The organism is Latilactobacillus curvatus JCM 1096 = DSM 20019, assembly GCF_004101845.1.
GTDB classification, from domain to species: Bacteria; Bacillota; Bacilli; order Lactobacillales; family Lactobacillaceae; genus Latilactobacillus; species Latilactobacillus curvatus.
In genome coordinates this window covers 961883-988005 of the sequence record NZ_CP026116.1, presented here as the reverse complement: position 1 = coordinate 988005, position 26123 = coordinate 961883, and the positions used below count along the sequence as shown (strand labels likewise).

Sequence of the window (26123 nt, the reverse complement as noted above, 5' to 3'; positions counted from 1 at the left end):
TATTTTAGCGTTCGGCATTTTAACGACCAGTTGCATGAGTATTTTACAAGAAGCAAGGGCTACGACCAGTTCTAATTACCAAAGTAAGCAAAGTGAGGTGCTTGATGATAGCCTCCAACCTAAGGTGAGGCACCAGAAGGGTGTAACACGTTCAGAAAAGGCGCCATATTCAAAACTGTATATTGGCCGCGGTGATGTTAATAAAGAATTGGCTCGGCAACAAAGGGCCTTGAGTTATTCAAGCTTAGAGCCTTCCGGATTATACGCCAAAAAAGGGGACGTGCTGACGGTGAGCAAAACGGGTCAAGACTTGATGTCGCTGACGATTGGCTCGCCTGAGCGAGATGTTCAGAAACGATATCCGCTCGTAAATGGGGTGACGACTATTACAGTTGAAAATGATGGCCCTATTTATGTGACGAATCCAAATGATTCAGGCGGTACTAGGGTGTCAATCTTTGACGCCAGTGGTGAAATGCCGTTCTTTGATGCAAACAAGACGAGTGTCGAAGATTTTAAGAAACAAATGACTGAAATGACAGACGCAAAAGATGTTCAACTTGTTAGTGATCGTGCTTTAATTACTGTGAGTTATGAGATGGCAAAGAAATATTTGGGGGATCCCAAAGCGTTAATGGCTAATTATGACCGATTCCTGGTCGCTCAAGATCGAGTTTCAGGGATCAGTAATGAAGGTCGGCCGGTTAACTTTTCAGATCGCCATTTACAACATTTCTTAGAATCGCCATCGTATTATATGTATGCGACAAACGAATACATGGGTTTTAAAGACGATGCAGCTATGAAAAGTTTATTAGAACTTCAGGATCCTTGGGAAATCTGGCATGAAAGTGGTCATCAGAGACAACAAAAACCATGGACATGGAGAGAAGTTGTCGAATCGAGTGTTAATATTTATTCGTTAGCAGCGCAAAAAGAAATGACGGGTGCGATGCCTGATTTAGATAAGTATTATCCAGAAATGTACGCCTATCTAAATTCTGATCATAAAAACTTCAATCAACAAGGGGACTTTGTCAAAATGACAATGTTTGCCCAACTAGCAAACACATTTGGCGATGATTTCTACCCGATCTTACATCAGTATTATCGCGAAAATCAGTTAGCCTATGATTCAAATGAAGATCGAATGCAGCATTTTTTGTTACATGTCTCTGAAGTAACGGGCTATAATATGCTCCCTTATTATGAACAATGGGGATTTAAAGTTTCTGAAGAAGTACAGAAGAAAATCAGCAACTACACAACGTTGGCTGACCCAATTTGGTTAAATGACAATCAAACTAAAAAACAATTGCCAATGAGCTTAATGAAGGCTGTGTCGCTCAGTAAACAAGGGATTAAAGTTGACTTAACAAACTATCAAATTAATATCTTTAAGGATCAGAAATTAATTGTTAAGAAAAATGGCAAGGTGATCGCGGAGTTGGCTGATAAGAAACCAGCTAATGGGATAGTTATTAATGATATTTGGCAGATTGATGAACCACTTGATGTAACCGATATGATTATCATTGAACAACAAAATGCCAATGGGACTTATAATCGGTTTAATCAATCGATCAGTGGGACTTCGCTTAGGGAACAATTGGAAAACTATTTAAACACAACAAAACCAATCGAGACGATTCTAACGCAAGATAAATTAAACAATCTACGCCGACAGGTTGATGCACTACAACCTAATACTGATAAAGAAGAATTAATGGAGATGGTTAAAAAGCTCCAACAAAGATATTTAGACGTATTAGTTGGTGAAATTGAACTGAATTCAGAATCAGAACTTGTGGTGACATTTGCTGATGGAAAACTTAAGGAATATGACGATTTAAAAGTTCAAGCAGATACACATACGATTGCTCAAGTAACGAATGGTAAGCCGAATGTTGGTCGTGTTGAAGGAAATCAATTGATTATTCCAAACCAAAAAGATGCCACTGCGATCTCGATAGCGGTGACTTTACCGCATGGCACTTATCTAGTGAAAGTGATTAGCCAAGAGGTGCTTGTTGCTAGAAAGTTAGTATCGGATTTATTTGAACAGGACGGTAAGTTGAAACCAAATGTGACGCAAGAAGTGTTAGATCGAGCATGGCAGCAAGTAAATCAGTTACCACAAGACAGCAAAGAAGCGCTAGCGAAAAAAATGAAGGAGGCACAACAGTTATTCTTGAATGCGCTTATTGCGGATGTAACGCTTAAAGATGCCAAAATGATGGTGACTTTTGCAAATGACCTATTTAAAAAATATACGATTCTTGTCATGGAAGAAGACCACAGCATAGGGACAATAGTGTTTGGCCAGGCCTTTGAGGGAGAATTAAGCGGCAATGTCTTTACACCAATGCGTTTAACAGTTTCGGGTAAAACGTATCGGGTAAACGTTATGCACAATAGCGGTACCTATCAAGTTAAAACGTTGGTAGCTGATTGATGGGTTATAGCGAAACCAGATAAACTAATCTAAAGGCTTTTTTATGAAATTAAATTGAAATACAAAATTGATATCTATCAATGAAAGGCTGAGCAATAGTGCTCGCCTTTTTATTTGGTTTCAACATTTGATAATCCCCATTTCCGTGGTAGTCTGTATATAAAGCATTATCAGATGGAGGTTAGGCAAACGTGGAAAATGGACGACTTAGACGTGCTAGTCAGTTTAATAAGACACGGTTTCGCTTTGTGGGCAAAGGGTTATTAGTTGGGGCGTTCACTGGATTGGTGGTCAGTTTATTTCGCTTAGCGATTGAAAAAGGACTGGCCTTTGTTATCACTATCTATCAAGGGTTAAATGCACACCCGTGGTATTGGGTGCCATTGGTTGGTGCCAATTTATTGATCGGCCTGCTTGTGGCACAATTATTAAAAAAGGAACCGAATATAAGTGGTTCGGGGATTCCACAAGTTGAAGGACAATTGGAAGGTGAGTTTGATTTCAATTGGTGGTCAATCCTGTGGCGTAAATTTGTTGGGGGCATTTTAAGTATTGCACCTGGCTTATTCTTGGGACGAGAAGGCCCATCGATTCAGCTGGGGGCTGCCGTTGGACAGGGGGTCGCCGCTAAGTTGTTAAATCGCGGTGCTGATCGTCGGATTTTAATCGCTAGTGGGGCTGCCGCGGGCTTATCGGCTGCGTTTAATGCACCAATTGCCGGGACCTTTTTCGTACTAGAAGAAATCTACCATAACTTTTCACCGTTAGTTTGGGTGACGTCGCTTGCTAGCGCAATTGCAGCGAACTTCATTTCATTAAATTTTTTTGGTTTGACACCGACATTACATATTACGTACTCCCAAAGTTTGCCAATTAATCAGTATTGGCATTTGTTGATACTTGGTGTCGTATTAGGACTGTTGGGATACGTTTATCAGAAGGTATTATTGTGGTTACCACAACTTTATGCGAAGCTCCCGCTGCCAAAAGCGTATACCGGATTAGTGCCATTATTATGTGTTTTGCCGATTGGTTATTTCTGGCCCGAAATTTTGGGTGGTGGCAATGGATTGATTGCACACCTTGGACAAAATTTACCGACAACCAGTGTGGTGGCCGGTCTATTCCTATTACGGTTTGTTTTTTCAATGATTTCATACGGTTCAGGATTACCTGGTGGGATTTTTCTACCGATTTTATCACTAGGAGCTTTAATCGGTGCCCTTTATGGACTCATAATGGTTCAACTTGGTTGGTTAGCACCAGTTTATGTTCCCAACTTAATTATTTTTGCGATGGGTGGTTACTTTGCCGGAATCGGGAAGGCGCCATTTACGGCCATTCTACTAGTGACCGAGATGGTAGGTTCGCTCGTGCACTTGATGCCATTAGCAATTTTATCGTTGGTGGCCTACATCGTCGTTGACTTAATGGGGGGCGCGCCAATTTACGCATCATTATTGCAACGCGCACTTGGCAAACCACATCGTAAGTTAGCAACATTCTCTGATCGCTTGGAGGTACCAGTGTTTGCGGGCGCACCGTTAGAGGATCGCCAAGTCCGTGAAGTGGACTGGCCAAAGACATGTTTGTTAATCGCGATTGTTCGTGGCGAATCCGAACTGATTCCGCATGGTGATACGTTGATCCGTGCTGGTGACACGTTGATTGTGTTAACGGATCATCAGCTACGGGCGACGGTGCGGCGGCAAATTGAAGACGCTGCCCAAGCCTTGCGAAATACGGATGAGAATCTCGTGAAATAATCGATAAAAAAGTGGTGATTAACTACTTTTTATGCTAAAGTATTAAAAGACAGTGTAGATAGAAAGGTAGGGAATTAGGTTGGAAAATCTTATCCTGAACTTATTATTAATCGATTCAATCTTGATTGTGATTGCAGTCATGATGCAACCAAGTAAACAACAGGATGCTTTGAGTGCGTTATCAGGTGGTTCTGGTGATTTATTTGGCAAGCAAAAGGCCCGTGGTTTCGAAGCTTTCATGCAGAAAGTAACCGTTGTTTTAGGGGCTTTATTCTTCGTCTTTGCATTAGCTTTAGTGTACTTATCATCACACTAATACATGTGAGACGGGTCGAATTCTAATAAGAACGTTGATGCGGTCTCCTGTTGAATGGCAGGAGACCTTTTTAAATGAATTCAAGCAGTAAGGACTTTGGGGGTGAGCGCATGTCTTATCGGTTGCCGCAACCGTTTTATTTTGACGGTGGTTCAGTCGGGGTTGTGTTGTTACATGCTTATACAGGTAGTGCGAATGATGTCCGTATGATGGGCCGCTTTTTGGAGAAAAATCAGCTGGCGGTTAGTGCACCACAGTTTGCAGGGCATGCAACGGCTGATCCAACCGAGGTTTTAACGCGCGGTTCTGTCGATGCATGGTGGGCCGATACGGTGGCTGCGATTGAGCAGTTATCCGCGGCTAACAAACAACCGTTATTTGTTTTCGGATTGTCATTAGGCGGATTGTTTGCCATGCGGGCATTAGAAGAACTACCACAAGTTTGTGGTGGTGGGATTTTTAGTGCGCCAGTACTCGAAGGACCGACTGCTAAATTGACGCCGCTCTTTGGCCAATATGCTAATCGAATCATGCAGTTAATGGGCGTCCCAGCTGCGCAACAGACAGCACGTTTGGCGACTATTAATCAGCAATTACCACAACAACTTGCATCAATTGATATTTTCAGTCGACAAGTTGTGGCTGACTTGAAGCAAATCGGAGATAAACCGGTCTTCATCGGCCAAGGCGGACAAGATCAAGTTATTGATCCAACACAAGCCCAAGTCTTACACCAGCAATTAACGCAACAAAACATAACAGTTGATTATCATTGGTATCCACAAGCCGGCCACGTCATTACGGTCGATAGTGCGCATCACCAATTAGAAACAGATGTCCTAGAATTTATAAACCGTTTTAAGAAATGAGAAAGAGGTGTTGATGTGACACAAGTTGAACAGATGAAAGCAGCGATTCTTGCAATTTTTGAAGCAGATGCAACGCAACAATTAAACGTATCCGAAATTAGTGAACGAATCGGCGTTGCCGGTTCACAAGGGTTCAAAGACCTAGTGAAAGTATTAGCAGAATTAGAAGGGGATAAGACATTGAATATGGACGATGCCGGTAAGTTCAGATTACCAGCCAGCAACCGCCTTGTTGAAGGGGTCTTCCATGCTAACGATCGTGGCTTTGGCTTCGTTTCAATCGTTGATAAGGAACCTAATGATCCAGATATCTTTATCGCCCCACCCAATACGAATTTTGCGATGAATGGTGACACGGTTGAAGTGGCCATCATTAAAGAAGCCGAAGAAAACAGCCGTCGCGGTCCTGAAGGAAAAGTGGCGAAAGTGATTACGCGGGGGATTGAAGAAATCGTCGGCGAATTCATGCCTTATTCAGATATCCAAAAAGAAAAAACAGGCTGGATTGGATACATCCAAAGTCATGCCAAAAAATTAAGTAATTACCGAATTTATTTAACGGATAATGGGTTACATCCACAAAAGGGTGACATGGTCCAAGTTGACGTTACCGGTTACCCAAGTGTTGAGGCGCCAGGTCAAATGCTGGGGATTGCCAAACAAGTACTTGGTAACAAGAATGATCCCGGCGTTGACGTTTTATCAATCGTGTATCAACATGATATTAAGACGGACTTCCCAGAAGAAGTTCGGCTTCAATCAGAAGTGATTCCAGATACGGTTTTAGAATCTGATAAACTAGGTCGTAAAGATTTAACGGATCAAGACGTTGTGACAATTGACGGCGACGATTCTAAAGATTTTGATGATGCAGTTAACGTTAAAAAGTTGGCAAACGGCAACTACTACTTAGGGGTCCACATTGCTGACGTGAGTTACTACGTCACTGAAGGTTCACCATTAGACGTTGAAGCCTTAGAACGTGGGACTAGTACTTATTTAACTGATCGCGTGATTCCAATGTTGCCATTCCGCTTATCAAACGGGATTTGCTCATTAAATCCAGACGTTGAACGCCTTGCTTTAACGTGTGAAATGGAAATCAATGAACACGGCGTGGTAGTGGATCACAAGATTTTCCCAAGTGTGATTAAGTCAACAGCGCGGATGACATACAAAAACGTCAATAAGATCTTAACAGATCAAGATGCTGACTTACGGGCGCAATACGAACGGCTCGTGCCAATGTTTGAAACGATGTCAGAATTACATGAAATTCTCTTGAAGAAGCGTCATAACCGTGGTGCAATTGATTTCGAAGAAGACGAAGCTAAGATTATCGTTGATGAAAATGGCAAGGCCATCGACATCGAATTACGCCAACGCGGTCTTTCAGAACGCATGATTGAATCATTTATGTTGGCTGCTAATGAAACGGTTGCAGAACATTACAGTACTGCTAATGCACCTTTCTTATACCGGATTCATGAAACACCAGATGCTGATAAGATGAAGAATTTCTTTGAATTTATCACGGCTTATGGGATTCAAGCACACGGTTCAAGTAAGAAAGTGACGCCAATGATGCTCCAAGAAGTCTTGACGCAAATTGAAGGTCAACCTGAACAACCGATTATTACAACGATGTTATTAAGAAGTATGCAACAAGCACATTATTCTGATGAATCCCTTGGTCACTTTGGTTTGGGTGCGGAATTCTACACGCATTTCACGTCTCCAATCCGTCGTTACCCTGATTTGATGGTTCATCGTTTGATTCATAGTTATGCCACAAATGGGATGACGATTGAAGAAAAAGAAAAATGGGCACCTAAGTTACAACCAATCGCAGAACAAACATCCCTTGAAGAACGTCGCTCAATCGATACTGAACGGGAAGTCGTTGATCTTAAGAAGGCTGAATACATGCTTGATAAGGTCGGTAATGAATACGACGCTGTGATTAGTTCTGTTACCAGCTTTGGGATGTTTATCGCATTACCAAGCACGGTTGAAGGCCTCGTCCACATCTCACAGATGAAAGATGACTACTATAGCTTTGTTGAAAGCCAATTAGCCCTTGTCGGTGAAAGAACGCATAAGATGTTCCGCATTGGCCAACCAGTACGGGTCAAGGTCGCGAATGTTGATTTAGATGCCCACTCAGTGGACTTTGAATTATTAGCCGGTGAAGAAGTGCCATTGGCTTCGGCTGAAATCTTAAGCAAGATTGAAGCACGACCAAAGCGTCCAGCACGCCCACGTGATCATGAAAAAGGCGGTCAACGTCGTGGTGATCAAAAGAAAAACAATCATCCAAGACGCCCAGCTGCGAACAAGGACTCACAAAAACGTACTTTTAAAAAGTAGGTGATTGAATGGCAAAGAAACATCCTCAAAAACCAGCAAATTTAATTGCACAGAATAAAAAAGCTGGTCACGATTATAATATTTTGGAAACATTCGAAGCAGGCTTAGTGCTCACTGGTACCGAGATTAAATCGGTCCGTAAGGGCAAAATCAACTTACGTGATGGGTTCGCCCGCGTCCGTAAAGGAGAAGCCTATCTCGAAAATGTCCATATCAGCCCTTATGAACAAGGCAATCAGTTTAATCATGACCCATTGCGCAACCGGAAGCTATTGTTGCACAAGAAGGAAATTACCAAGATTGGTGCTTTAACGAAGAATAAGGGGATTACGATTGTGCCGTTACGGGTTTATTTGAAACACGGCTTTGCCAAAGTTTTAATCGGCGTTGGTGAAGGGAAACGGGAATACGATAAGCGCGAAACACTGAAACGAAAAGAACAAGATCGTGAAATGGCCCGCGCGGTTCGGATTAAAGGTTAGTCCTTTAATTAAAATCTAAGTATAAAGTCAAAAAGCTATCACAAAATTTACTTTTGTGGTAGCTTTTTCTATTGGAAGTATTTGGTTTGTCGGCGGTTACAAGTGGGTTTTTATTACACAAAAATTATAAATGTCTTCAAACTGTAATATAACGTCATTAATCTGCAATCTTCTTGCGGGGATTGTTGCGTATAATCAAGTCTGAGTTATGAATGGAGGAGTTTAACAAGATGCGATTTAGAAAACTAGCGTTAGCTGTTGTTACCTGTTTAGTTGCAATGGTTACGATGGGCACATCTGTTAGTGCTGCCAGTTTGAGCGAATTACAAGCCCAAGAAAGCAGTACCCAAAAAAGTATTGATGATACAAATTCGAAGATTCAAGCCACTTTAACGAGCGTGAATGCGAAGTATCAAGAAATTAATGCCTTAAAGGAAAAGATTAAGGATAACGAAAAAAATATCGAACAAGCACAAACGCTTTTGAAAAAGCAACAAGCCACTTTAGCAAAACGTAAAAGCTATGCTAAGGAACGCTTGCAATCACTTCAACGAACAGCCGATGACCGCAACGTTGTCAACGCACTATTGTCAGCTGATTCTTTGAGTGATTTCTTCAACCGGGCTTACACATTGACGGTTCTTCAAAGTGCTGACAACCATAATATGGATGAATTAGCACAGAGTTACCGTGATACACAAGCCATTCAAGATAAGTTACAAGCTAGCAAGACAGAACTTGATGAACAACGAAGCAGTTTGGATCAACAATCTGTCGAACTGGAACAACAAGTGGCTGGCTTAAAGAATAATTTAAGTCAAAGCCAAGCGGATCTTGCAAAAATTGCTAAAGAAAAAGCAGAAGAACAAGCACGTGAAGAAGCTGAAGCCAAAGCGGCTGAAGCAGCTAAAAAAGCGGCCGACGAAGCAACACAAGCGCCAATTGCACCAGTTGTGGACACAAATGCCCAGCAAGCCGATTTAGCAAGCGCTGCTGATGGCAAGGCCGGACAAGCGATTCAAGTGCAAGCAACGGCTTATTCAACTGCCGAACCTGGTTTGAGCCATTTTGGTGCAACTGGAATTGATTTAACTAAAAACCCAAATTGTATCGCCGTTGATCCTAGTGTCATTCCATTAGGCTCACTTGTTTTGGTACCTGGTTACGGGTATGCAATTGCTGGTGACATGGGTAGCGCGATTAAAGGTCACATTATTGATGTTCATTTTCCAACTGTTGCGGCATGTAAGAGTTGGGGGCGTCGTCATATTACAATCACAATTATTAAGTAATTTTAAATACAGCCTTTTTTGAGGCTGTATTTTTTACTTCGTGGATTGTTTTGGTAAAATAAATAATAAATTATATTTAATAAAGGTTGTCAGGGCAACTCATAATGAACGTTGTTGATGATTATTAGTGAAAGTTAGTTGAAATATATAATTTAATACTATAGACTATTTATATTGCTTTAAATCGAAGTACGGTTAAGATTAGCTGACTAAGTATTATTTAGATCGGCTATCTTAGAACACGGAAGAATTGAAGTACTGAATAGTGTGAGTATGAAACTTATCGATGGTTAACTATTGATACTGAAAGTTTCAGCATGTAGGAGGAATAGAAATGGATACGAGTAATAACACCGATTTACTCGGTAGCACATCAGCAGATTTTATGGAATTCGCAGGTTTATACCGGTGGTTGATTAACAACCTTAGCGAATCAATGAGTCGTGAAAGCCAAAAATACGGTTTATCTTTCGACCAATTTTTAGTGATGCACGAGATTCAAAATGCGAATAATGAAACAACTAACAGTGCATTGGCAGATAAGATGCAAGTGAGTCGTTCAGCGATTTCACGTCAATGTCGTTCATTACGTAAGATGGCTTTTATCGCAGAACAATCTGATGAAAATGACCAACGCATTCGTCGTGTTCATTTGACGGAAAAGGGTTTGGAAGTTTATCGTCATCTCTTGTTCTATTACGTAGACTTGTACAAAGATTTACAAAATGAAATCGGCCAAGATACTGTTGGCGCAACAATCGACCAAAGCAAAAAAATCTTTGGTCGCATGGCATCAATGAACATGGATCGCCCAGAAGCAAAATAAACGTTAAAAAAGGCCGCAACCATTTGTTGCGGCCTTTTTTTGTGCGATTAGCAACGGTCGCGCATAATGACGCGCGTCACTTTCTTTGTTAGAATAGAGCTAGTCACTTTACGAATGTAGGAGGAACAACATGGGTTCTCAAAAAAAATTATTATTAGTCGACGGCAATAGTGTTGCATTTCGTGCTTTTTTTGCAATGCACCAAGCTTTAGACCATTTCACCAATCAGGCAGGACTGCACACTAATGCGATTTATGCTTTCAAGAATATGTTGGATATTATTCTGAAAAAGATTGAACCAACACACGTGTTAGTTGCTTTTGATGCGGGCAAAACCACTTTTAGAACCGAACAATTTGCCGACTACAAAGGGGGCCGTTCAAAAACGCCACCTGAATTAACGGAACAATTTCCTTATATTAGAGAACTCTTAACAGCATATGGTATTCAGTCTTATGAACTCGCTAATTTCGAAGCGGACGATATCATTGGTACACTTGCTAAACAAGCAGAAGCTGATGGTTTCACGGTCGATATCGTCACTGGTGATCGCGATTTAACTCAATTGACGACTAGTCAGACAACCGTTAACATCACTGTTAAAGGGGTCAATGAAATTGAAGCGTATACCCCTGAACACGTTCAAGAAAAACTCGGTTTAGAACCAAGCCAAATTATCGATTTAAAAGGATTGATGGGCGATACCTCTGATAATTATCCCGGGGTGACAAAGGTCGGGGAAAAGACTGCGCTTAAATTGATTACGGAATTTGGAAACATTGAAGGTGTCTATGAACATGTCGATGAAATGAAAAAGAGTAAATTGAAAGAACATTTGATTGAAGATCGCGACCTAGCTTTCACGAGTAAGACACTGGCAACCATTAAACGTGACGCGCCAATTACGATTGGCTTAGACGATGTGGTGTACAACGGACCTGATATGGCAGCTTTGGTTGCTTTTTACCAAGAAATGAACTTCAAGTCGTTTCTAAATCAATTAGATGTTGCACCAGTTGAACCCACGGCTACTGAAGACTATCAATTTACAGTATTAACCCTTGATAACATCGCCGATGTCGTGACAACCACTGAAAACGTTGCGTTTGGCATCGAAATGTTAACCGACAATTACCATACAGCAGACTTGATTGGCTTTTACATTGGCCGACCAGACCACTGGTATGTCAGCGACGACGTAACACTCTTGACAGAATCGGTTTTAAAAACGTGGTTAGAAGATGCTAAACGTCCGAAAGCAGTTTTTGACGTGAAACGCAATCAGGTTGCGGTGAATCGCTTAGGGATTCACTTAGCGGGGGTTCAATTTGACTTACTATTAGCGTCTTATTTGTTGAATACAACGAATAACAGTAATGATCTTGGAACGGTTGCAAATTTACATCAGTATCAAAATGTCCAAACAGATGAAGCTGTTTATGGCAAGGGGGCTAAACGTGCAGTCCCTGTCGATCCAACCGTGCTTTATCAACATCTGATTCAAAAAGCAGCAGCTATTTACAAATTAGCACCACAATTGACAGAACAATTAAAAAAACATCAACAATTCGATTTATTCACGGATATGGAATTGCCATTAGCGCTAGTTTTAGCGGATATGGAAATCACCGGGATTCGAGTTGATGCAAGTCGCCTACAACAAATGGGGGGCGAGTTCAGTCAAACGCTGAAGATTTTGGAAGAAAAGATTTATGCGGAAGCTGGCGAAACGTTTAACATCAATTCGCCTAAGCAACTGGGCGTCATTCTATTCGAAAAGATGGGGTTACCAGTGATTAAGAAGACCAAGACCGGCTATTCAACGGCGGTGGATGTCTTGGAACAACTTAAAAAAGACGCACCAATTGTCCAAACCATCTTGGATTATCGCCAAATCGCTAAGATTCAGTCAACGTATGTCGAAGGATTATTGAAGTCAATTCATCAAGATAATAAGGTGCATACGCGTTACTTGCAAACCTTAACGCAGACTGGTCGCTTGTCATCGGTTGATCCCAACTTACAAAATATTCCAGTCCGTCTAGCGGAAGGCCGTAAGATTCGCCAAGCGTTTGTCCCAAGTCAACCGGGTTGGCAGATGTTTGCTTCTGATTACTCCCAAATTGAATTACGAGTTTTAGCCCACATTTCGGGGGATGCCAATATGCAAGAGGCATTCAAGGAAGACCGCGATATCCATGCGAATACTGCGATGAAGATTTTTGGCTTATCGAGCGCTGATGAAGTGACACCAGATATGCGGCGCCAAGCGAAAGCAACTAATTTCGGGATTGTTTACGGGATTAGTGACTATGGCTTATCACAAAATATTGGGATCACAAGGGCTGAAGCTAAACGCTTTATTGAAGCGTATTTTGAACAGTATCCAGGTGTTCATCAATTCATGCAAGATATCGTGAAGAAGGCGCGCGAAGAAGGCTACGTTGAAACGCTCTTCCATCGGCGTCGCTATTTACCAGATATTCACGCTAAAAACTTCAATTTGCGCTCATTTGCAGAACGCACGGCAATGAATACCCCAATTCAAGGGAGTGCCGCTGATATTATTAAGATGGCAATGATCTTGATGCAAGCGGAACTGAAGAAGGCAGGATTACAAGCCAAGATGCTTTTACAAGTACATGATGAATTGATTTTTGAAGCACCAGAATCAGAAATACCAATGTTAGAAAAATTAGTACCAAGTGTCATGGATTCTGCGGTTTCATTAGCGGTGCCGCTGAAAGTTGAAAGTGGCTTTGGACCAACTTGGTACGATATTAAGAAATAAGGGGACACACAATGCCAGAATTACCAGAAGTTGAAAATGTGCGCCGCGGATTGGAACAATTAGTGGTCGGTAAGACGGTTCAAGCAATTGAGATTCGCTGGTCGAAAATTATCAGTAATCCAGACGATGTTTTTGTTGAAGGTCTTGTTGGACGCCAAATTATCGGTGTTGATCGACGCGGTAAGTATTTATTGATTCGTTTCGATCAAAACTTAACTGTTGTGAGTCATTTGCGGATGGAAGGCAAATACGAAGTTGATGATCAATCCGTACCAATGACTAAGCACACGCATGTGATTTGGACATTTACAGATGGACAACAGTTACGTTATCTTGATTCACGTAAGTTTGGCCGAATGTTATTAATTGAAACGGGTCAAGAAAACACTGTTTCTGGATTGAAGGACTTAGGGGTTGAACCAACCCCAACAACGTTTAAGAAAACCGCCTTCTATCAGGCGTTACAGAAACATAAAAAAGCGATTAAACCACTGTTGCTGGATCAAAAAATTGTAACGGGTCTTGGGAATATCTATGTGGACGAAACGTTGTGGTTGAGCCAGATTCACCCAGAAACACCGGCGAATTTATTGACGAAAGCTGAAACAGATCGTTTGCATGATGAAATCATCACAGAGTTAGAACTGGCAACCAATAACGGTGGGACAACAGTCAATACGTTCTTAAACGCGGCGGGTCACGCTGGGGCCTTTCAGGATATGTTGCACGTCTATGGTAAGAAAGGGCAACCGTGTGATCGGTGCCAGACTCCGATTGAGAAAATTAAAGTAGCACAGCGTGGCACGCATTTCTGTCCGCGGTGTCAGATTAAGAGAGAAGCGGTTCAATGACGTATTTTCTAGGTTTAACGGGTGGCATTGCCAGTGGGAAGTCGACTGTTGCGGCATTGTTTAAAGAACAGGGAATCCCGGTGATTGATGCTGATCAAGTTGCTCATCAGGTATTAGCGACTAATAAATCGGTACAGGCACAATTGCAAGCAGCCTTTGGCGAAGCAGTTGTCAAAAATGGTCAAGTTGATCGGCCTATGTTGGGCCAGCAAGTCTTCGGTAACCCAGAGGCTTTGACTCAGTTAAATGCGATTACTGGGCCCGCTATTTTGACAGCCATTAAACAACAGATGCAAGCAGCAGATGCACCGCTGGTTGTGTTGGATGTGCCACTGTTATATGAACAACACTACGAGCAATATTGCGATGGTGTTGCAGTTGTCTACGTTGAACGTAAAACACAATTGCAACGTTTGATGGCGCGTAACCAATTGACTATAGAACAGGCAAATGCGCGAATTGATAGTCAAAGTGATTTGGCGACCAAAAAAGCGCGAGCGGATTTCGTGATTGATAATCAAGGCACACCTGCAATGTTGCGGCAACGTGTTTTGGCGTTGTTACAACAGTTGTGTCATAACAAGTAATACAAGCGGTCGAACAGATTATTCTGTTCGACCGCTTTTTTGTTTGGAAAAGGCGAAATGCCTTGAGACTGATACATTTTTTGTTTAGCCTGCTTGCCTGGCATGTTATACTACTGTTATACTAATTGTTTTAAAATTGGATTGAATTTGAAACGAATTAATCAAAAGATAAGAAGGTGTCATTATGCTATGTCCACATTGTCATCAGAATAGTTCGCGGGTAATTGATAGTCGTCCCACGGATGAAGGGCGAGTGATTCGTCGTCGCCGTGAGTGTGAGAATTGTCGTTTCCGGTTTACAACGTTCGAACGAGTGGAACAAACCCCATTGTTGGTAATCAAGAAAAACGGAACGCGCGAAGAATTCAACCGTGATAAATTATTGCGCGGGCTAATTCGTGCTGCTGAAAAACGCCCCGTTACAATGGAGCAAATGACTGAAGTAGTTGATGAAGTTGAGAATAAGATTCGCTCATTGGGTGAAAACGAAGTCTCTTCACAAGCCGTCGGAGAATACGTGATGCGCTTGTTACCAGATATTGATCAGATTGCCTACATTCGCTTTGCCAGTGTTTATCGCGAATTCAAGGATATGAATGTCTTTATGAGTGAATTACAAGAAATGATGAATAAAGAAAAGACGAAGAAATCGAATTAAGGAAGAGGGGTTAGCCGATGTCAGATGCATTTGATTTTTTGAGTCCAAAAGACGGCTTTTCAGTGACAAAAGCTAACTATTTGACCGATTTCGATCAAACAGTCGTCACTTACTTATATCAACCATTGATGGGGGCTGTTGCTTACAGTCTCTATCTTTTGTTATGGAGTCAAACCAAGAAAGAAACGGAACAACATTTTCAAACACATGCGACTTTGTTAAATCTGTTGAGTGTTGATTTACCTGCTTTTTATGACAGCCGCAGCAAATTGGAAGCACTTGGTTTAATGCGGACGTATCAAAAAAATGAGGGAACTGGCCGCAAGTTGGTGTATGAACTGTATGCGCCATTGCAACCACAAGCTTTTTTTAACGATGATTTGTTAAGTGTGGCATTGTTCGAAGCGGTCCGCGAAACACGGTTTGTGGAACTCCGTGACTATTTCAAGCTACGACCGGTTTACGCCAAGGATTATCAAGAGGTCACTAAGAATTTCTTGACCGTTTTCCATGTGCAAAACGATTTATTGACGAACGTGCCAAGCAGTGTGGCTGAAACTAAGGCAATGTATCAACAAAAAGCAGCTAGCACACCGCAGTTTACCTCGGTTGAGTTGCGGACTTTTGATTGGGACCTATTACAAGATGCAACGGCGCAATACCAGATTGATACGGATCAAATTCTCAAAAATGAACAGGGCTTGTTTAATCTCCATTATTTCTATGGTCTAGATGAGATGGACTTAGCGCGTTTGATTGGCTTGACGATGAATGTTGCTGACAGTACGATTAATATGGCAGCGCTCGAACAGAACGTCTTGAACAATTACACACGACGTCAGAGTAACCGGCAAACGCCAGCTGCTACAACAACGCAAAAACCGTTAGCCGAGTTACAAAAAGAATGGCAAAAAGCCGGCTTTAACGAACAGGAATTGCAGTGGCTAACAGAAAGTCAGGGCTACTTGCCAGTTGATTATCTCGAATACTTGAAACAAAAGAACCACGGCTTTGTCGCTAAAAATGAAATCCGGGCGTTAAAGGACTTGCAAAACCGCTATATCTTTAACAATGATGTGCTCAATATTTTGGTCGTTTATATCATTACGCAATATGATGGGCTCACTCAGGCGCTAGTCGATCGGATTGCGAACCAGTGGGCTCAACAAGGGGTTAAGACGGCAGCGGATGCGATTTTGCAGATTCGCGATTTCCAAACCAAACAGACGGCAAAGGTGCAAAACAATCGCCAAACGCGTTATCAGAATAAAACTAAAAAAGAACCAGTACCTAAATGGGCTAAACCAGATTATCAAGCGCCAAAAGAAACAACCACACCTGAGCATCAGCATGAACTAGAAGCGGCGTTGAAAAAAATTCGTGAGGGGCGGGAATCGTAATGGAAAATATGGGTAAAGATTTGACGGATTACATGAATCGGCAAAAGTTAAACCAACAGTTTAATAAATTGGTCGAAGATGCCTTGAACGATTCCGATGTCCAAGCATTTATACAAGCTAACAAAGACCGCTTATCACAAGAAACGGTCACGCGTAGTGCCGCTAAAATTTACGAATACGTCATCGAAAAGAAGAAGTTAGCTAATGGGCAAACCACTTTGGCACCGGGTTATGCGCCAAAGTTAGTCTTAAATAACCATTTTATCGATGTCAGTTATGAGCCTACGGTAAGTTTATTACAAGAGCGCGAACAAGCTGCCTTGCATGCACGAGTGAAGTCAATTAATATGCCGCGCGATATTGAACAGGCCAAGATTGATTCATACGATCCAACCAATCGGTTTGACGCATTGATCAAAGCTACCGCGTTTATCGGGGCTTATCGGCAAGCACCCCATGATTTTCACCAAGCCTTGTACCTTAGCGGGCAATTCGGGGTTGGCAAGACTTACTTGTTAGGTGCGATTGCAAACGAACTGGCGTTATCCGGGTTTGAAACCACGTTGATTCATTTCCCGACATTTGCAGTGGAGATGAAGAATGCAATTGGGCAAAACAATGTGTTAGAAAAGGTCAACGTGATAAAAAAAGCACCGATTCTGATGATTGATGATATCGGTGCTGATGCAATGAGTGCGTGGGTTCGGGATGAAGTACTTGGCATTATTTTGCAATATCGAATGCAAGAACAACTCGCCACCTTCTTCAGTTCAAACTTCACAATGACTGAATTAGAGACGCATTTGACAACTAGCAACCAAGGAGACGAACCGGTTAAAGCGGCCCGCATCATGCAACGTGTGCGCTATTTAGCGCAAGAAATTGAAGTTGGTGGTCAAAATCGCCGCTTACAACCTTAGTAATTTAGGCTTGCTAAAAAAGCAATTAAGTGTTTTAATAGAATCAATCAATGATGAAAGACACCTTTTAAATGAACCATCGCAGAGAGAAAAACATAGCTGAAAGTTTTTCACCCCCATTTAATTGACCACTTTCAAAGGCAATACAACTGATCGGGTCGTTTCCGTTATAGACGCTTAAAGTTGGAGAACCAAATGTTGGGGTCTCAATCTGGGTGGAACCGCGAAATTAATTCGTCCCTGAGCTGCACAATTCGTGCGTCTCAGGGACTTTTTTTATTGTTGATGACAAATTAGAAGGAGTGAATAGTAATGGCAGAGATTCAATTAACTTTTCCAGATGGTGCTCAAAAGGCATTTGAACAAGCAACAAGTCTTTTAGATGTTGCTAAATCAATTAGTACAAGCTTAGCTAAAAAGGCAATTGCCGGTAAATTGAACGGTGAATTAGTTGATTTACAGCAACCAATTTTAGAAGATGGGGCAATTGAAATCATCACTAAAGACGACAAAGCAACCGATTTGATGGCAATTTGGAATACGGCAGCCTTTGTTTTAGCTGCAACGTTGAACCGTGCTTATCCCGAGATGCAATTCGGCGAAGTACATGCAACTGAAGATGGCTTCTTCTATGATACCGAAAACGAAGCTGGTCAAGTAGCTGTGACCGACTTACCAGACATTAAAAAAGCAATGAGCAAGTTAATCCAAGCTGGCGGGGCAATCGAACGTGTCAGCTTAGACAAAGCTGCTGCTAAAACACTATTTGCTGGGCAAACTTACAAATTAGCATTATTAGATGAAATGGAAACAGACCAAGTCTTAGTTTACAAATTAGGCGATTTTGCTGATTTTGGGTTAGCACCAATGCTAGCTAAAGTGAGCGACGTTAAGGTCTTTGAACTCTTATCGGTTGCCGGCGCTTATTGGCAAGGTAAATCAAGTAATAAGATGTTACAACGGATTTACGGAACAGCTTACAACAAACAAGCTGACTTAGATGCTGACTTACAGCGTCGTCAAGAAGCTAAAGAACGTGATCACCGTGTGATTGGGAACCAATTAGACTTATTCTTTGTTGATCCTAAGGTTGGTGCGGGCTTGCCTTATTGGTTGCCAAATGGTGCTACCATCCGACGTTCAATCGAACGGTACATCATTGATAAAGAAGTTGCCAATGGTTATGAACATGTTTACACACCAATTCTAGCGAACTTAGATTTGTACAAACAATCAGGTCACTGGGATCACTACCGTGAGGACATGTTCCCACCAATGGATATGGGCGATGGCGAAATGCTTGAATTACGCCCAATGAACTGCCCATCACATATCCAAGTTTACAAACACCACCCACGTTCATATCGTGAATTACCAATTCGGTTAGCTGAACTAGGGATGATGCACCGCTATGAAAAATCAGGTGCGCTTTCAGGGTTACAACGGGTGCGTGAAATGACTTTAAATGATGGACATACATTCGTTCGTCCTGACCAAATTCAAGATGAATTCAAGTCAATTTTGAAATTAATGATTGAAGTGTACTCAGACTTCAATATCAACGATTATACATTCCGTTTGAGCTACCGCGATCCTGCTAATACCGAAAAGTACTATGCTGATGATAAAATGTGGAACAAAGCACAAACGATGTTAAAAGGTGCTATGGATGATCTTGGTTTAGATTACGTTGAAGCTGAAGGCGAAGCTGCTTTCTACGGTCCTAAGTTGGATGTTCAAACGAAGACAGCTATGGGCAATGAAGAAACACTTTCAACAATCCAATTAGACTTCATGTTGCCAGAACGGTTTGAATTACAATATGTTGGCGAAGATGGCGAAATGCACCGTCCAGTTATGATTCACCGTGGTTTAGTATCAACGATGGAACGTTTCACAGCTTACTTAACAGAAATCTACAAGGGCGCTTTCCCAACATGGTTAGCACCAACTCAAGCTGTGATTATTCCCGTTAAGAATGAATTACATTATGATTATGCAAAGAACGTCAAAGATGCGATGATCAAACATGGTTTACGTGTGCGCATTGATGATCGTAATGAAAAGATGGGTTATAAGATTCGTGAAGCCCAAACAAGCAAGATTCCTTATACATTAGTTGTTGGGGATCAAGAAGTTGCTGACGCAACGGTTTCTGTCCGTAAATACGGTGAAGAAAACGCTGCTGAAGAAGCTTCAGACATGTTTGTAGATGCAATCGTTGCTGAAGTTGGTAACTACAGTCGCGATGGTAAAGATCACAAAACAATCAACCTATAAGCGGTTATTAAAACGTCCGAAATGTTATTTTGACATTTCGGACTTTTTTTTGTTTTTTTAATTGCGCACAACTAAAAAAGCGGTATAATAAATATGTAAACGATTCCAATCGTTGATTAATGGGAGGCGTTATTATGACGATAGAAAAATATCAAGCAGGTTCAGCAGAGCAACCATTGGACATTATTAACCTCTATGACTTGGAAAAAGAAGCCGGCGAAGTTGTTCCCAAGGGTGGCTTTGGGTATATTTACAGTGGCGCGGGTGATCTTTATACCATTAACGAAAATATTACGGCATTTAATCACAAATACATCGCACCACGGGTTTTACAAGATATCGAAAATCCAGATACAACTACCGAAATCTTTGGCGATCACTTAACATCACCAATCATTATGGCACCTGTTGCAGCTCATAAGTTAGTGAATACTAAAGGGGAAGCGGCAACCGCTAAAGGTGTGGCTGATTACGGTTCAATCTTAACCATGAGTTCATTTGCGTCAGCAAGTATCGATGATATGGCAACCGCAGCAGATGGCGCACCGCAATGGTTCCAACTCTATATGAGTAAGGACAACGATATCAATCGTAAGATTTTAGATGAAGCGATGGCGCATAACGTTAAAGCGATTGTCTTAACAGCTGATGCCACAGTTGGTGGTAACCGCGAAACCGATAAACGCAATCATTTTACATTCCCAGTCGGGTTACCAATCGTTGAAGCTTACCAAACAGGTGTGGGCCAAACAATGGATGCCGTCTACAAATCAGCTAAACAACGTTTGAACCCTAAAGATGTTGAATTCATTTCTGAATACACACATTTACCAGTCTTTGTTAAAGGGATTCAAACAGCAGAAGACGTTGAAATTGCACTTCAAGCCGGTGCTAAAGGGATTTGGGTATCCAACCACGGTGGTCGTCAATTAGACGGTGGCCCTGCAGCCTTTGATTCATTACACGTCGTTGCTAAGGCAGTTAATAAACGGGTACCAATCGTCTTTGATAGTGGTGTGCGTCGTGGTCAACACGTCTTTAAAGCATTGGCTGAAGGGGCAGACATCGTTGCAATCGGGCGCCCAGTCATTTACGGATTAGCACTTGGCGGTGCACAAGGGGTACAAAGTGTCTTTAACTACTTGCAAAAAGAATTAGAATTAGTCATGCAATTAGCTGGTACACACAACATTGACGAAGTAAAAGCCACGCACTTAGTGGACAATCATTACGGCAACTAAGTACACGTAAATTTAAATGCGGGATTTCCTTGACTTTAAATTCCTAACCGAGTATACTTATTTTCGTTGAGAAATAAAGCAGAAGTTCCCGCTTCTCGCCTTAGTAGACACTTGATGTCTCTGGGCTGATAGTTTCTAATTCGGACGAACTAAGTAACCGAACAAGCGGGCCTTTCTGTTATGAGAGGGCCGCTTTTTTTATTACTTAGCTGCATTTTCTCTCTAAACTTTATGGAGGTGAAGAGTCATAGCAAAAGATTTGATGGTTAACGATGGTATTCGTGCACGAGAATTGCGTTTGATTGCTCAAGATGGCGAACAACTTGGTATTAAGAGTACTCAAGATGCAATTGCATTAGCTGATCAAGCTAATATGGATGTTGTTTTGGTTTCACCAAACGCAAAACCACCCGTTGCTCGTATTATGGACTATGGTAAGTACCGTTTCGAGCTTCAAAAGAAACAACGTGACGCTCGTAAGAAGCAGAAAACCATTAACCTCAAAGAGGTTCGTCTTAGTCCCACAATTGAACAAAATGATTTTAATACTAAGTTGAACAATGCACGTAAGTTCCTTGGCAAAGGCGATAAAGTGAAAGCTTCTATTCGTTTCAAGGGGCGCGCAATTACGCATAAAGAAATTGGGCAACGTGTATTGGAAAGACTTGCTAAAGAAACAGAGGACATCGCTAAAGTTACAGCACGTCCTAAAATGGATGGCCGTAGCATGTTCTTAATGTTAGAACCGCTAAAGGACCAAAAATAAAAAATCTGTTTCTGATTTATTAGGAGGAAATATCATGCCAAAATTTAAGACACACCGTGCTTCAGCAAAACGTTTTAAACGTACAGGTAATGGCGGCCTAAAACGCAGCCACGCCTACACAAGTCACCGTTTCCACGGCAAGACTAAGAAACAACGTCGTCAATTAAGAAAATCTGGAATGGTTTCAAATAGCGATATGAGACGTATCCGTCAAATGTTATCAGGCCTTAAATAAGCCATAGCATTTTCGGATTCAAGCAAAAATTAGATCAGTACAGCAACGCTTTGACGTTGTTTGTTATTCAAGGAGGAAATTCTTATGCCACGTGTTAAAGGTGGAACAGTGACGCGCAAACGTCGTAAAAAGATTTTAAAATTAGCCAAGGGTTATCGCGGCGCTAAACATTTATTATTCAAATCAGCAAATACTCAAGTAATGGTTTCATACCGTTATGCATTCCGTGATCGTCGTCAACGTAAACGTGACTTCCGTAAGTTATGGATTGCTCGTATCAATGCTGCTGCTCGTATGAACAACATCTCATACAGCCAATTAATGCACGGTTTAAGAGTCGCTGAAATCGACATGAACCGTAAGATGTTAGCTGACTTAGCTGTTAACGATGCTGCTGCATTTACATCAGTTGTTGAAGCTGCTAAAGCTGCATTAAACAAATAATTAAAGATCAAAAAAAGAGTCTGGGACAAAACTTCGTTTTGTTCTAGACTCTTTCTTTTATCATTATAAAATTAGTGGCTAATAACAATCTTACCTGGGGCATGATGACTCTCAAGGAGCTTGTGGCCTTCAATAATGCCTTCCAAAGTAAATGGGAGCGTCTTGAAGACGGTATTGTGTAGTAAACCTTGATCGATCAATTCATTTAAATCTTGTAAGGCGGTTAAATCTGCATAATCCTTACGCGGATAGACAGATTGGTAATTGATGTCAGCGCGTTGTTGATCGTCTGTTGGTAAGATGGTCGTTGAAGTGAATGTGCCACCTGGTGCAACTAAGTTATTGAGGCGTTCAGTTGATTCTGGATCGCGACTTAAGTTGATACCGATTTTAGCGGTCTGCGCAAGTCGTTCGAAGTCAGATGGCTGATCATAAGCAATTACTTCTTGGACACCGAATGAGCGCAGATAGTCTAGGTTAGCACTATTGGCAATTGCAATCACGTTTAAATGAGCTGCTAAGCTTAATTGAACGAGTAAACTACCAACGGCACCACTGGCACCCATAATAGCGATTGTATCGCCGTGTTTAAAGTTTGTGAAGTGCATCAGCGTATTGTAAGCAGTGATGCCGGCACTGGGTAAACCGGCTGCTTCAGCGATACTCATGCTGGCTGGCTTACGGAGAATCTTCGCAGTACTAGCCGTTACGTATTCGCTATAAGCACCCATTGATCGGTGATTGATGACGATTTCGCCAACGCGGTAATCATCGACGTCAGCACCAAGTTCAACGATTTCACCAACCACATCTGTACCAGGAAAGATTGGGAAGGGTAATGGGCGCACTGAATCTTGTGAACCATTCCGTAGTGCAACATCGTATGGATTCAATCCAGCAGCGAGCACTTTAATGAGGACTTGGTTGTCCTTTGGAGTTGGTTGAGGCTGATCGAAACGTTCGAAAACGTCAGGGCCGCCAAAGTGATTAAAACCGAATTTTTCCATAACAAACACATCCTCTCAATTTCTTTAAACGTACCAGAGTTGGGGCTAAAAGTCGATTAGTTTGACTTATGGATTTAAATGGATTAGGAATTAGTTGGAAATTATGGAAATTAACCGCGTAAAGGTGCAATTTGGTGTCAAATACCCTATAATTAATCAGTGACTAGATTAAAAAGAAGTGCGTCAGTAGGCGGTTATATTTCGAGGACTAGCCTAGTCTGGCGAATGACCAACTTGTTGGTCGTTTGACGGACGTCGCTAGCCGCAAAAATACGCCTACTGAGGCACGTTAGAAAAGAAGTGCGTTCAAACCTGGTATACTCCGAGCACTAGTCTAACAAGGCGAATGATTGCTGCAAGCAATCGTTTGACTTGTGTCGCTAGGCACAGGAATATGGTTTGAAAAGCACGTTAAAGAAAAGAAGTGCGTCATCCACGGTTAGCTTCCGAGCATTTGCCTAACTTAGCGAGTTGGCGCTGCAAGCGCCGATTTGATAAGTGTAGCAAAGCGCAAGAAGCTGTTGATGAAAGCACATTAAAGTCGAGGGGACAGTACATGCTAAAGAATTTCAAGCCAACTTGGATGGTCAATGCCATCTACGACTTAACACCAGAACAACTTAAGGCAAAAGGGATTAAGGCCGTTTTAACGGATTTAGATAATACGTTAATTGCGTGGAATAACCCCGATGGCACACCACAGTTAAAAGCTTGGTTAGCACAGATGCAAGCTGCCGAAATCACCGTGATGGTTGTTTCAAATAACAACCATGATCGCGTGCAACGCGCGCTCAGTGAATTGCAATTACCATTCATTGCTCGGGCGAACAAGCCATTGGCAACTGGGATTACCAAAGCGAAGAAGCAGCTTGGCCTTTCGCGACATGAAGTGGTGATGGTCGGCGATCAATTGATTACCGATATGCATGCCGGTAATGTGGCTGGCGTCCGGACGATATTGGTCAAACCCATTATTGACAGTGATGCCTGGAATACATCGATTAATCGATTCTTTGAAAAATATATTATGCAACAACTACTAAAAAAACACGCAGATTTAACTTGGCGGGAGGATTTAAATGACTGAAACACAACAAACTGAGGAAGAACTATTTTGTATTGGCTGTGGCGCTCGCATCCAAACAACGGACAAAGAAGCACTCGGCTATACGCCTAATTCAGCGCTTAAAAAAGGCTTGGAAACGGGTCAATTGTATTGCCAACGTTGTTTTAGATTACGACACTACAACGAAATCAGTGATATCAAATTAAATGATGATGATTTCTTAGCCTTATTGAACCAAATTGGCGACAGTGACGCGTTGATCGTGAACGTCGTCGATATCTTCGATTTTAACGGGAGTTTAATTCCAGGGTTACATCGTTTTATCGGCGATAACCCCGTGATTTTAGTGGGGAATAAGGTTGATATCTTACCATCTGCTCTTAACCCAAATAAAGTGATCAATTGGATTCAAAAAGAAGCGAAAGAACATGGCTTACATCCGGTTGAAACGATGTTGGTCAGTGCTAAAAAAGGGAATTCAGTTGATGAATTATTGGCCGTGATTGAACGCGAACGTAAAGGCCGCGATGTCTATGTTGTTGGGGTGACGAACGTTGGTAAATCAACGTTGATTAACCGCATTATCAAGCAAACTGGGATTTTAGATAGCGACGTGATTACGACGTCACAATTCCCAGGAACGACTTTAGATCGCATCGATATTCCATTGTATGAAGATGATCATGCATTGATTGATACACCAGGGATTATGCATGCCCAACAAATGGCGCATTATTTACATGATAAAGACTTACGGTTGATTGCGCCGCAAAAGCGGATTAAACCAAAAGTATACCAATTAAATGAACAACAAACATTGTTCTTGGGTGGGTTAGCTCGTTTTGATTTCATTCAAGGTGCACGGCATGGCTTTGTCGGTTATTTTGACAATGAACTTTACATTCACCGGACTAAACTTGAAAATGCAGATCAATTCTACGCTAAGCAATTAGGGGACATGCTACAGCCACCACATCCAGAAGATTTAGCTGATTTTCCAGAACTCCAACGGTATGAATTCTCAACAAAGCAAAAGAGTGATTTAGTGTTTGCTGGGTTAGGCTGGATTACGTTACCAGAAAATGTCGTGGTTGCGGGATATGCGCCTAAAGGTGTCTCAGTCATGATTCGGAAAGCATTAATTTAATTAGGGAAGGAAGTATCGCACGTGTTAACAGGCAAACAAAAACATTACTTACGCGGTTTAGCGCAAACCACTAAACCACTTTTTCAACTAGGCAAAAACGGCTTAAGCCAAACTTATTTCGAACAAATTGAAGAGGCCATCGAAAAACGAGAACTCGTTAAGATTAACTTGTTACAAACAACAGAAGTGACCGTTGATGAATTAGCCAACTTCTTAAAACAACATGACAGTCGCATCGAAATTGCGCAAAAAATTGGACGCACATTGGTGATTTATAAAGCTTCACGGAAAGAAAAATACCAAAAGATTTCAACGATTGTTACTAAGCTCGGACGCTAATAAGGCGGTGATCAG

Annotated in this window: 23 protein-coding genes and 1 other annotated feature; of the genes, 22 read left to right on the top strand and 1 reads right to left on the bottom strand. The window is 41.7% G+C overall.

The genetic code is table 11. From position 1 onward, the window contains the following. The first annotated feature begins 289 nt into the window (after nucleotides 1–289). The 19 genes from LCU_RS10085 to rplT all read left to right on the top strand — a co-directional run bounded on the left by LCU_RS10085 (nucleotide 290) and on the right by rplT (nucleotide 22549). Nucleotides 290–2455, top strand: a complete 2166-nt coding sequence (locus LCU_RS10085; RefSeq protein ID WP_244924700.1) for a M60 family metallopeptidase — start codon at nucleotides 290–292, stop codon at nucleotides 2453–2455. Between the two features lie 191 nt (nucleotides 2456–2646). After that, nucleotides 2647–4221, top strand: coding sequence for a ClC family H(+)/Cl(-) exchange transporter (locus tag LCU_RS05205; RefSeq protein WP_056965984.1), 1575 nt, complete (start codon nucleotides 2647–2649; stop codon nucleotides 4219–4221). 79 nt (nucleotides 4222–4300) lie between these two features. Continuing rightward, nucleotides 4301–4537: a preprotein translocase subunit SecG gene (gene secG / locus LCU_RS05200; RefSeq protein ID WP_004265318.1), complete on the top strand. Its 237-nt coding sequence runs from the start codon at nucleotides 4301–4303 to the stop codon at nucleotides 4535–4537. 110 nt (nucleotides 4538–4647) lie between these two features. Continuing rightward, the gene (locus LCU_RS05195) at nucleotides 4648–5406 is read left to right on the top strand and encodes an alpha/beta hydrolase (protein ID WP_081038307.1); all 759 of its coding nucleotides are present in this window, start codon (nucleotides 4648–4650) and stop codon (nucleotides 5404–5406) included. A gap of 15 nt (nucleotides 5407–5421) precedes the next feature. Continuing rightward, nucleotides 5422–7776, top strand: coding sequence for a ribonuclease R (gene rnr / locus LCU_RS05190; protein ID WP_056965986.1), 2355 nt, complete (start codon nucleotides 5422–5424; stop codon nucleotides 7774–7776). A gap of 8 nt (nucleotides 7777–7784) precedes the next feature. Then, nucleotides 7785–8258: an SsrA-binding protein SmpB gene (gene smpB, locus LCU_RS05185; protein ID WP_004265281.1), complete on the top strand. Its 474-nt coding sequence runs from the start codon at nucleotides 7785–7787 to the stop codon at nucleotides 8256–8258. 230 nt (nucleotides 8259–8488) lie between these two features. Further along, a complete protein-coding gene (locus LCU_RS05180; RefSeq protein ID WP_056965988.1) occupies nucleotides 8489–9550 on the top strand; it encodes a 3D domain-containing protein in 1062 nt (353 codons plus the stop codon). A gap of 334 nt (nucleotides 9551–9884) precedes the next feature. After that, entirely contained in the window at nucleotides 9885–10376 is a 492-nt protein-coding gene (locus LCU_RS05175) for a transcriptional regulator, SarA/Rot family (protein ID WP_056965991.1), read from the top strand. 130 nt (nucleotides 10377–10506) lie between these two features. Further along, nucleotides 10507–13167 carry a DNA polymerase I gene (gene polA, locus LCU_RS05170; RefSeq protein ID WP_039099394.1) on the top strand — a complete coding sequence of 887 codons (2661 nt, stop codon included), beginning with the start codon at nucleotides 10507–10509 and terminating at the stop codon, nucleotides 13165–13167. Nucleotides 13168–13178: 11 nt separating this feature from the next. Continuing rightward, a complete protein-coding gene (gene mutM, locus LCU_RS05165; protein WP_004265356.1) occupies nucleotides 13179–14018 on the top strand; it encodes a DNA-formamidopyrimidine glycosylase in 840 nt (279 codons plus the stop codon). Then, entirely contained in the window at nucleotides 14015–14605 is a 591-nt protein-coding gene (gene coaE, locus LCU_RS05160; RefSeq protein WP_056965993.1) for a dephospho-CoA kinase, read from the top strand. Before mutM ends, coaE begins: the two co-directional genes overlap by 4 nt. Before the next feature lie 184 nt (nucleotides 14606–14789). Continuing rightward, nucleotides 14790–15263 (top strand): transcriptional regulator NrdR, encoded by a 474-nt coding sequence (gene nrdR, locus LCU_RS05155; protein ID WP_039099004.1) that lies wholly within the window; start codon nucleotides 14790–14792, stop codon nucleotides 15261–15263. 17 nt (nucleotides 15264–15280) lie between these two features. Continuing rightward, on the top strand, nucleotides 15281–16663 hold the full coding sequence (locus LCU_RS05150; protein WP_056965995.1) for a replication initiation and membrane attachment family protein: 1383 nt from the start codon (nucleotides 15281–15283) through the stop codon (nucleotides 16661–16663). Further along, on the top strand, nucleotides 16663–17583 hold the full coding sequence (gene dnaI, locus LCU_RS05145) for a primosomal protein DnaI (protein WP_056965997.1): 921 nt from the start codon (nucleotides 16663–16665) through the stop codon (nucleotides 17581–17583). The genes LCU_RS05150 and dnaI overlap by 1 nt, the downstream gene beginning before the upstream one ends. Before the next feature lie 312 nt (nucleotides 17584–17895). Beyond that, nucleotides 17896–19863, top strand: a complete 1968-nt coding sequence (thrS, locus tag LCU_RS05140) for a threonine--tRNA ligase (RefSeq protein WP_056965999.1) — start codon at nucleotides 17896–17898, stop codon at nucleotides 19861–19863. Between the two features lie 134 nt (nucleotides 19864–19997). Further along, complete coding sequence (locus LCU_RS05135) at nucleotides 19998–21104, top strand: lactate oxidase (RefSeq protein ID WP_302682159.1); 1107 nt, start codon at nucleotides 19998–20000, stop codon at nucleotides 21102–21104. Between the two features lie 70 nt (nucleotides 21105–21174). Next, nucleotides 21175–21311, top strand: a sequence feature (ribosomal protein L20 leader region). A 55-nt stretch (nucleotides 21312–21366) separates the two neighbouring features. Continuing rightward, nucleotides 21367–21870: a translation initiation factor IF-3 gene (gene infC, locus LCU_RS05130; protein ID WP_004265288.1), complete on the top strand. Its 504-nt coding sequence runs from the start codon at nucleotides 21367–21369 to the stop codon at nucleotides 21868–21870. A 34-nt stretch (nucleotides 21871–21904) separates the two neighbouring features. Continuing rightward, on the top strand, nucleotides 21905–22105 hold the full coding sequence (gene rpmI, locus LCU_RS05125) for a 50S ribosomal protein L35 (RefSeq protein ID WP_004265303.1): 201 nt from the start codon (nucleotides 21905–21907) through the stop codon (nucleotides 22103–22105). 84 nt (nucleotides 22106–22189) lie between these two features. Further along, entirely contained in the window at nucleotides 22190–22549 is a 360-nt protein-coding gene (gene rplT, locus LCU_RS05120) for a 50S ribosomal protein L20 (RefSeq protein ID WP_004265372.1), read from the top strand. A 71-nt stretch (nucleotides 22550–22620) separates the two neighbouring features. Here the strand turns inward: rplT and LCU_RS05115 are convergent, their stop codons facing one another. After that, complete coding sequence (locus LCU_RS05115) at nucleotides 22621–23556, bottom strand: NADP-dependent oxidoreductase (RefSeq protein WP_035185948.1); 936 nt, start codon at nucleotides 23554–23556, stop codon at nucleotides 22621–22623. Between the two features lie 556 nt (nucleotides 23557–24112). Between LCU_RS05115 and LCU_RS05110 the strand changes: the two genes are divergently transcribed. Genes LCU_RS05110 through LCU_RS05100 form a run of 3 tightly spaced genes read left to right on the top strand, consistent with a single transcriptional unit; the run spans nucleotide 24113 to nucleotide 26108 of the window. Next, the gene (locus LCU_RS05110; protein WP_039099012.1) at nucleotides 24113–24643 is read left to right on the top strand and encodes a YqeG family HAD IIIA-type phosphatase; all 531 of its coding nucleotides are present in this window, start codon (nucleotides 24113–24115) and stop codon (nucleotides 24641–24643) included. Continuing rightward, nucleotides 24636–25769, top strand: a complete 1134-nt coding sequence (yqeH, locus tag LCU_RS05105) for a ribosome biogenesis GTPase YqeH (protein ID WP_039099013.1) — start codon at nucleotides 24636–24638, stop codon at nucleotides 25767–25769. Before LCU_RS05110 ends, yqeH begins: the two co-directional genes overlap by 8 nt. A gap of 21 nt (nucleotides 25770–25790) precedes the next feature. Beyond that, the gene (locus LCU_RS05100) at nucleotides 25791–26108 is read left to right on the top strand and encodes a YhbY family RNA-binding protein (RefSeq protein ID WP_004265227.1); all 318 of its coding nucleotides are present in this window, start codon (nucleotides 25791–25793) and stop codon (nucleotides 26106–26108) included. Nucleotides 26109–26123: the final 15 nt, after the last annotated feature.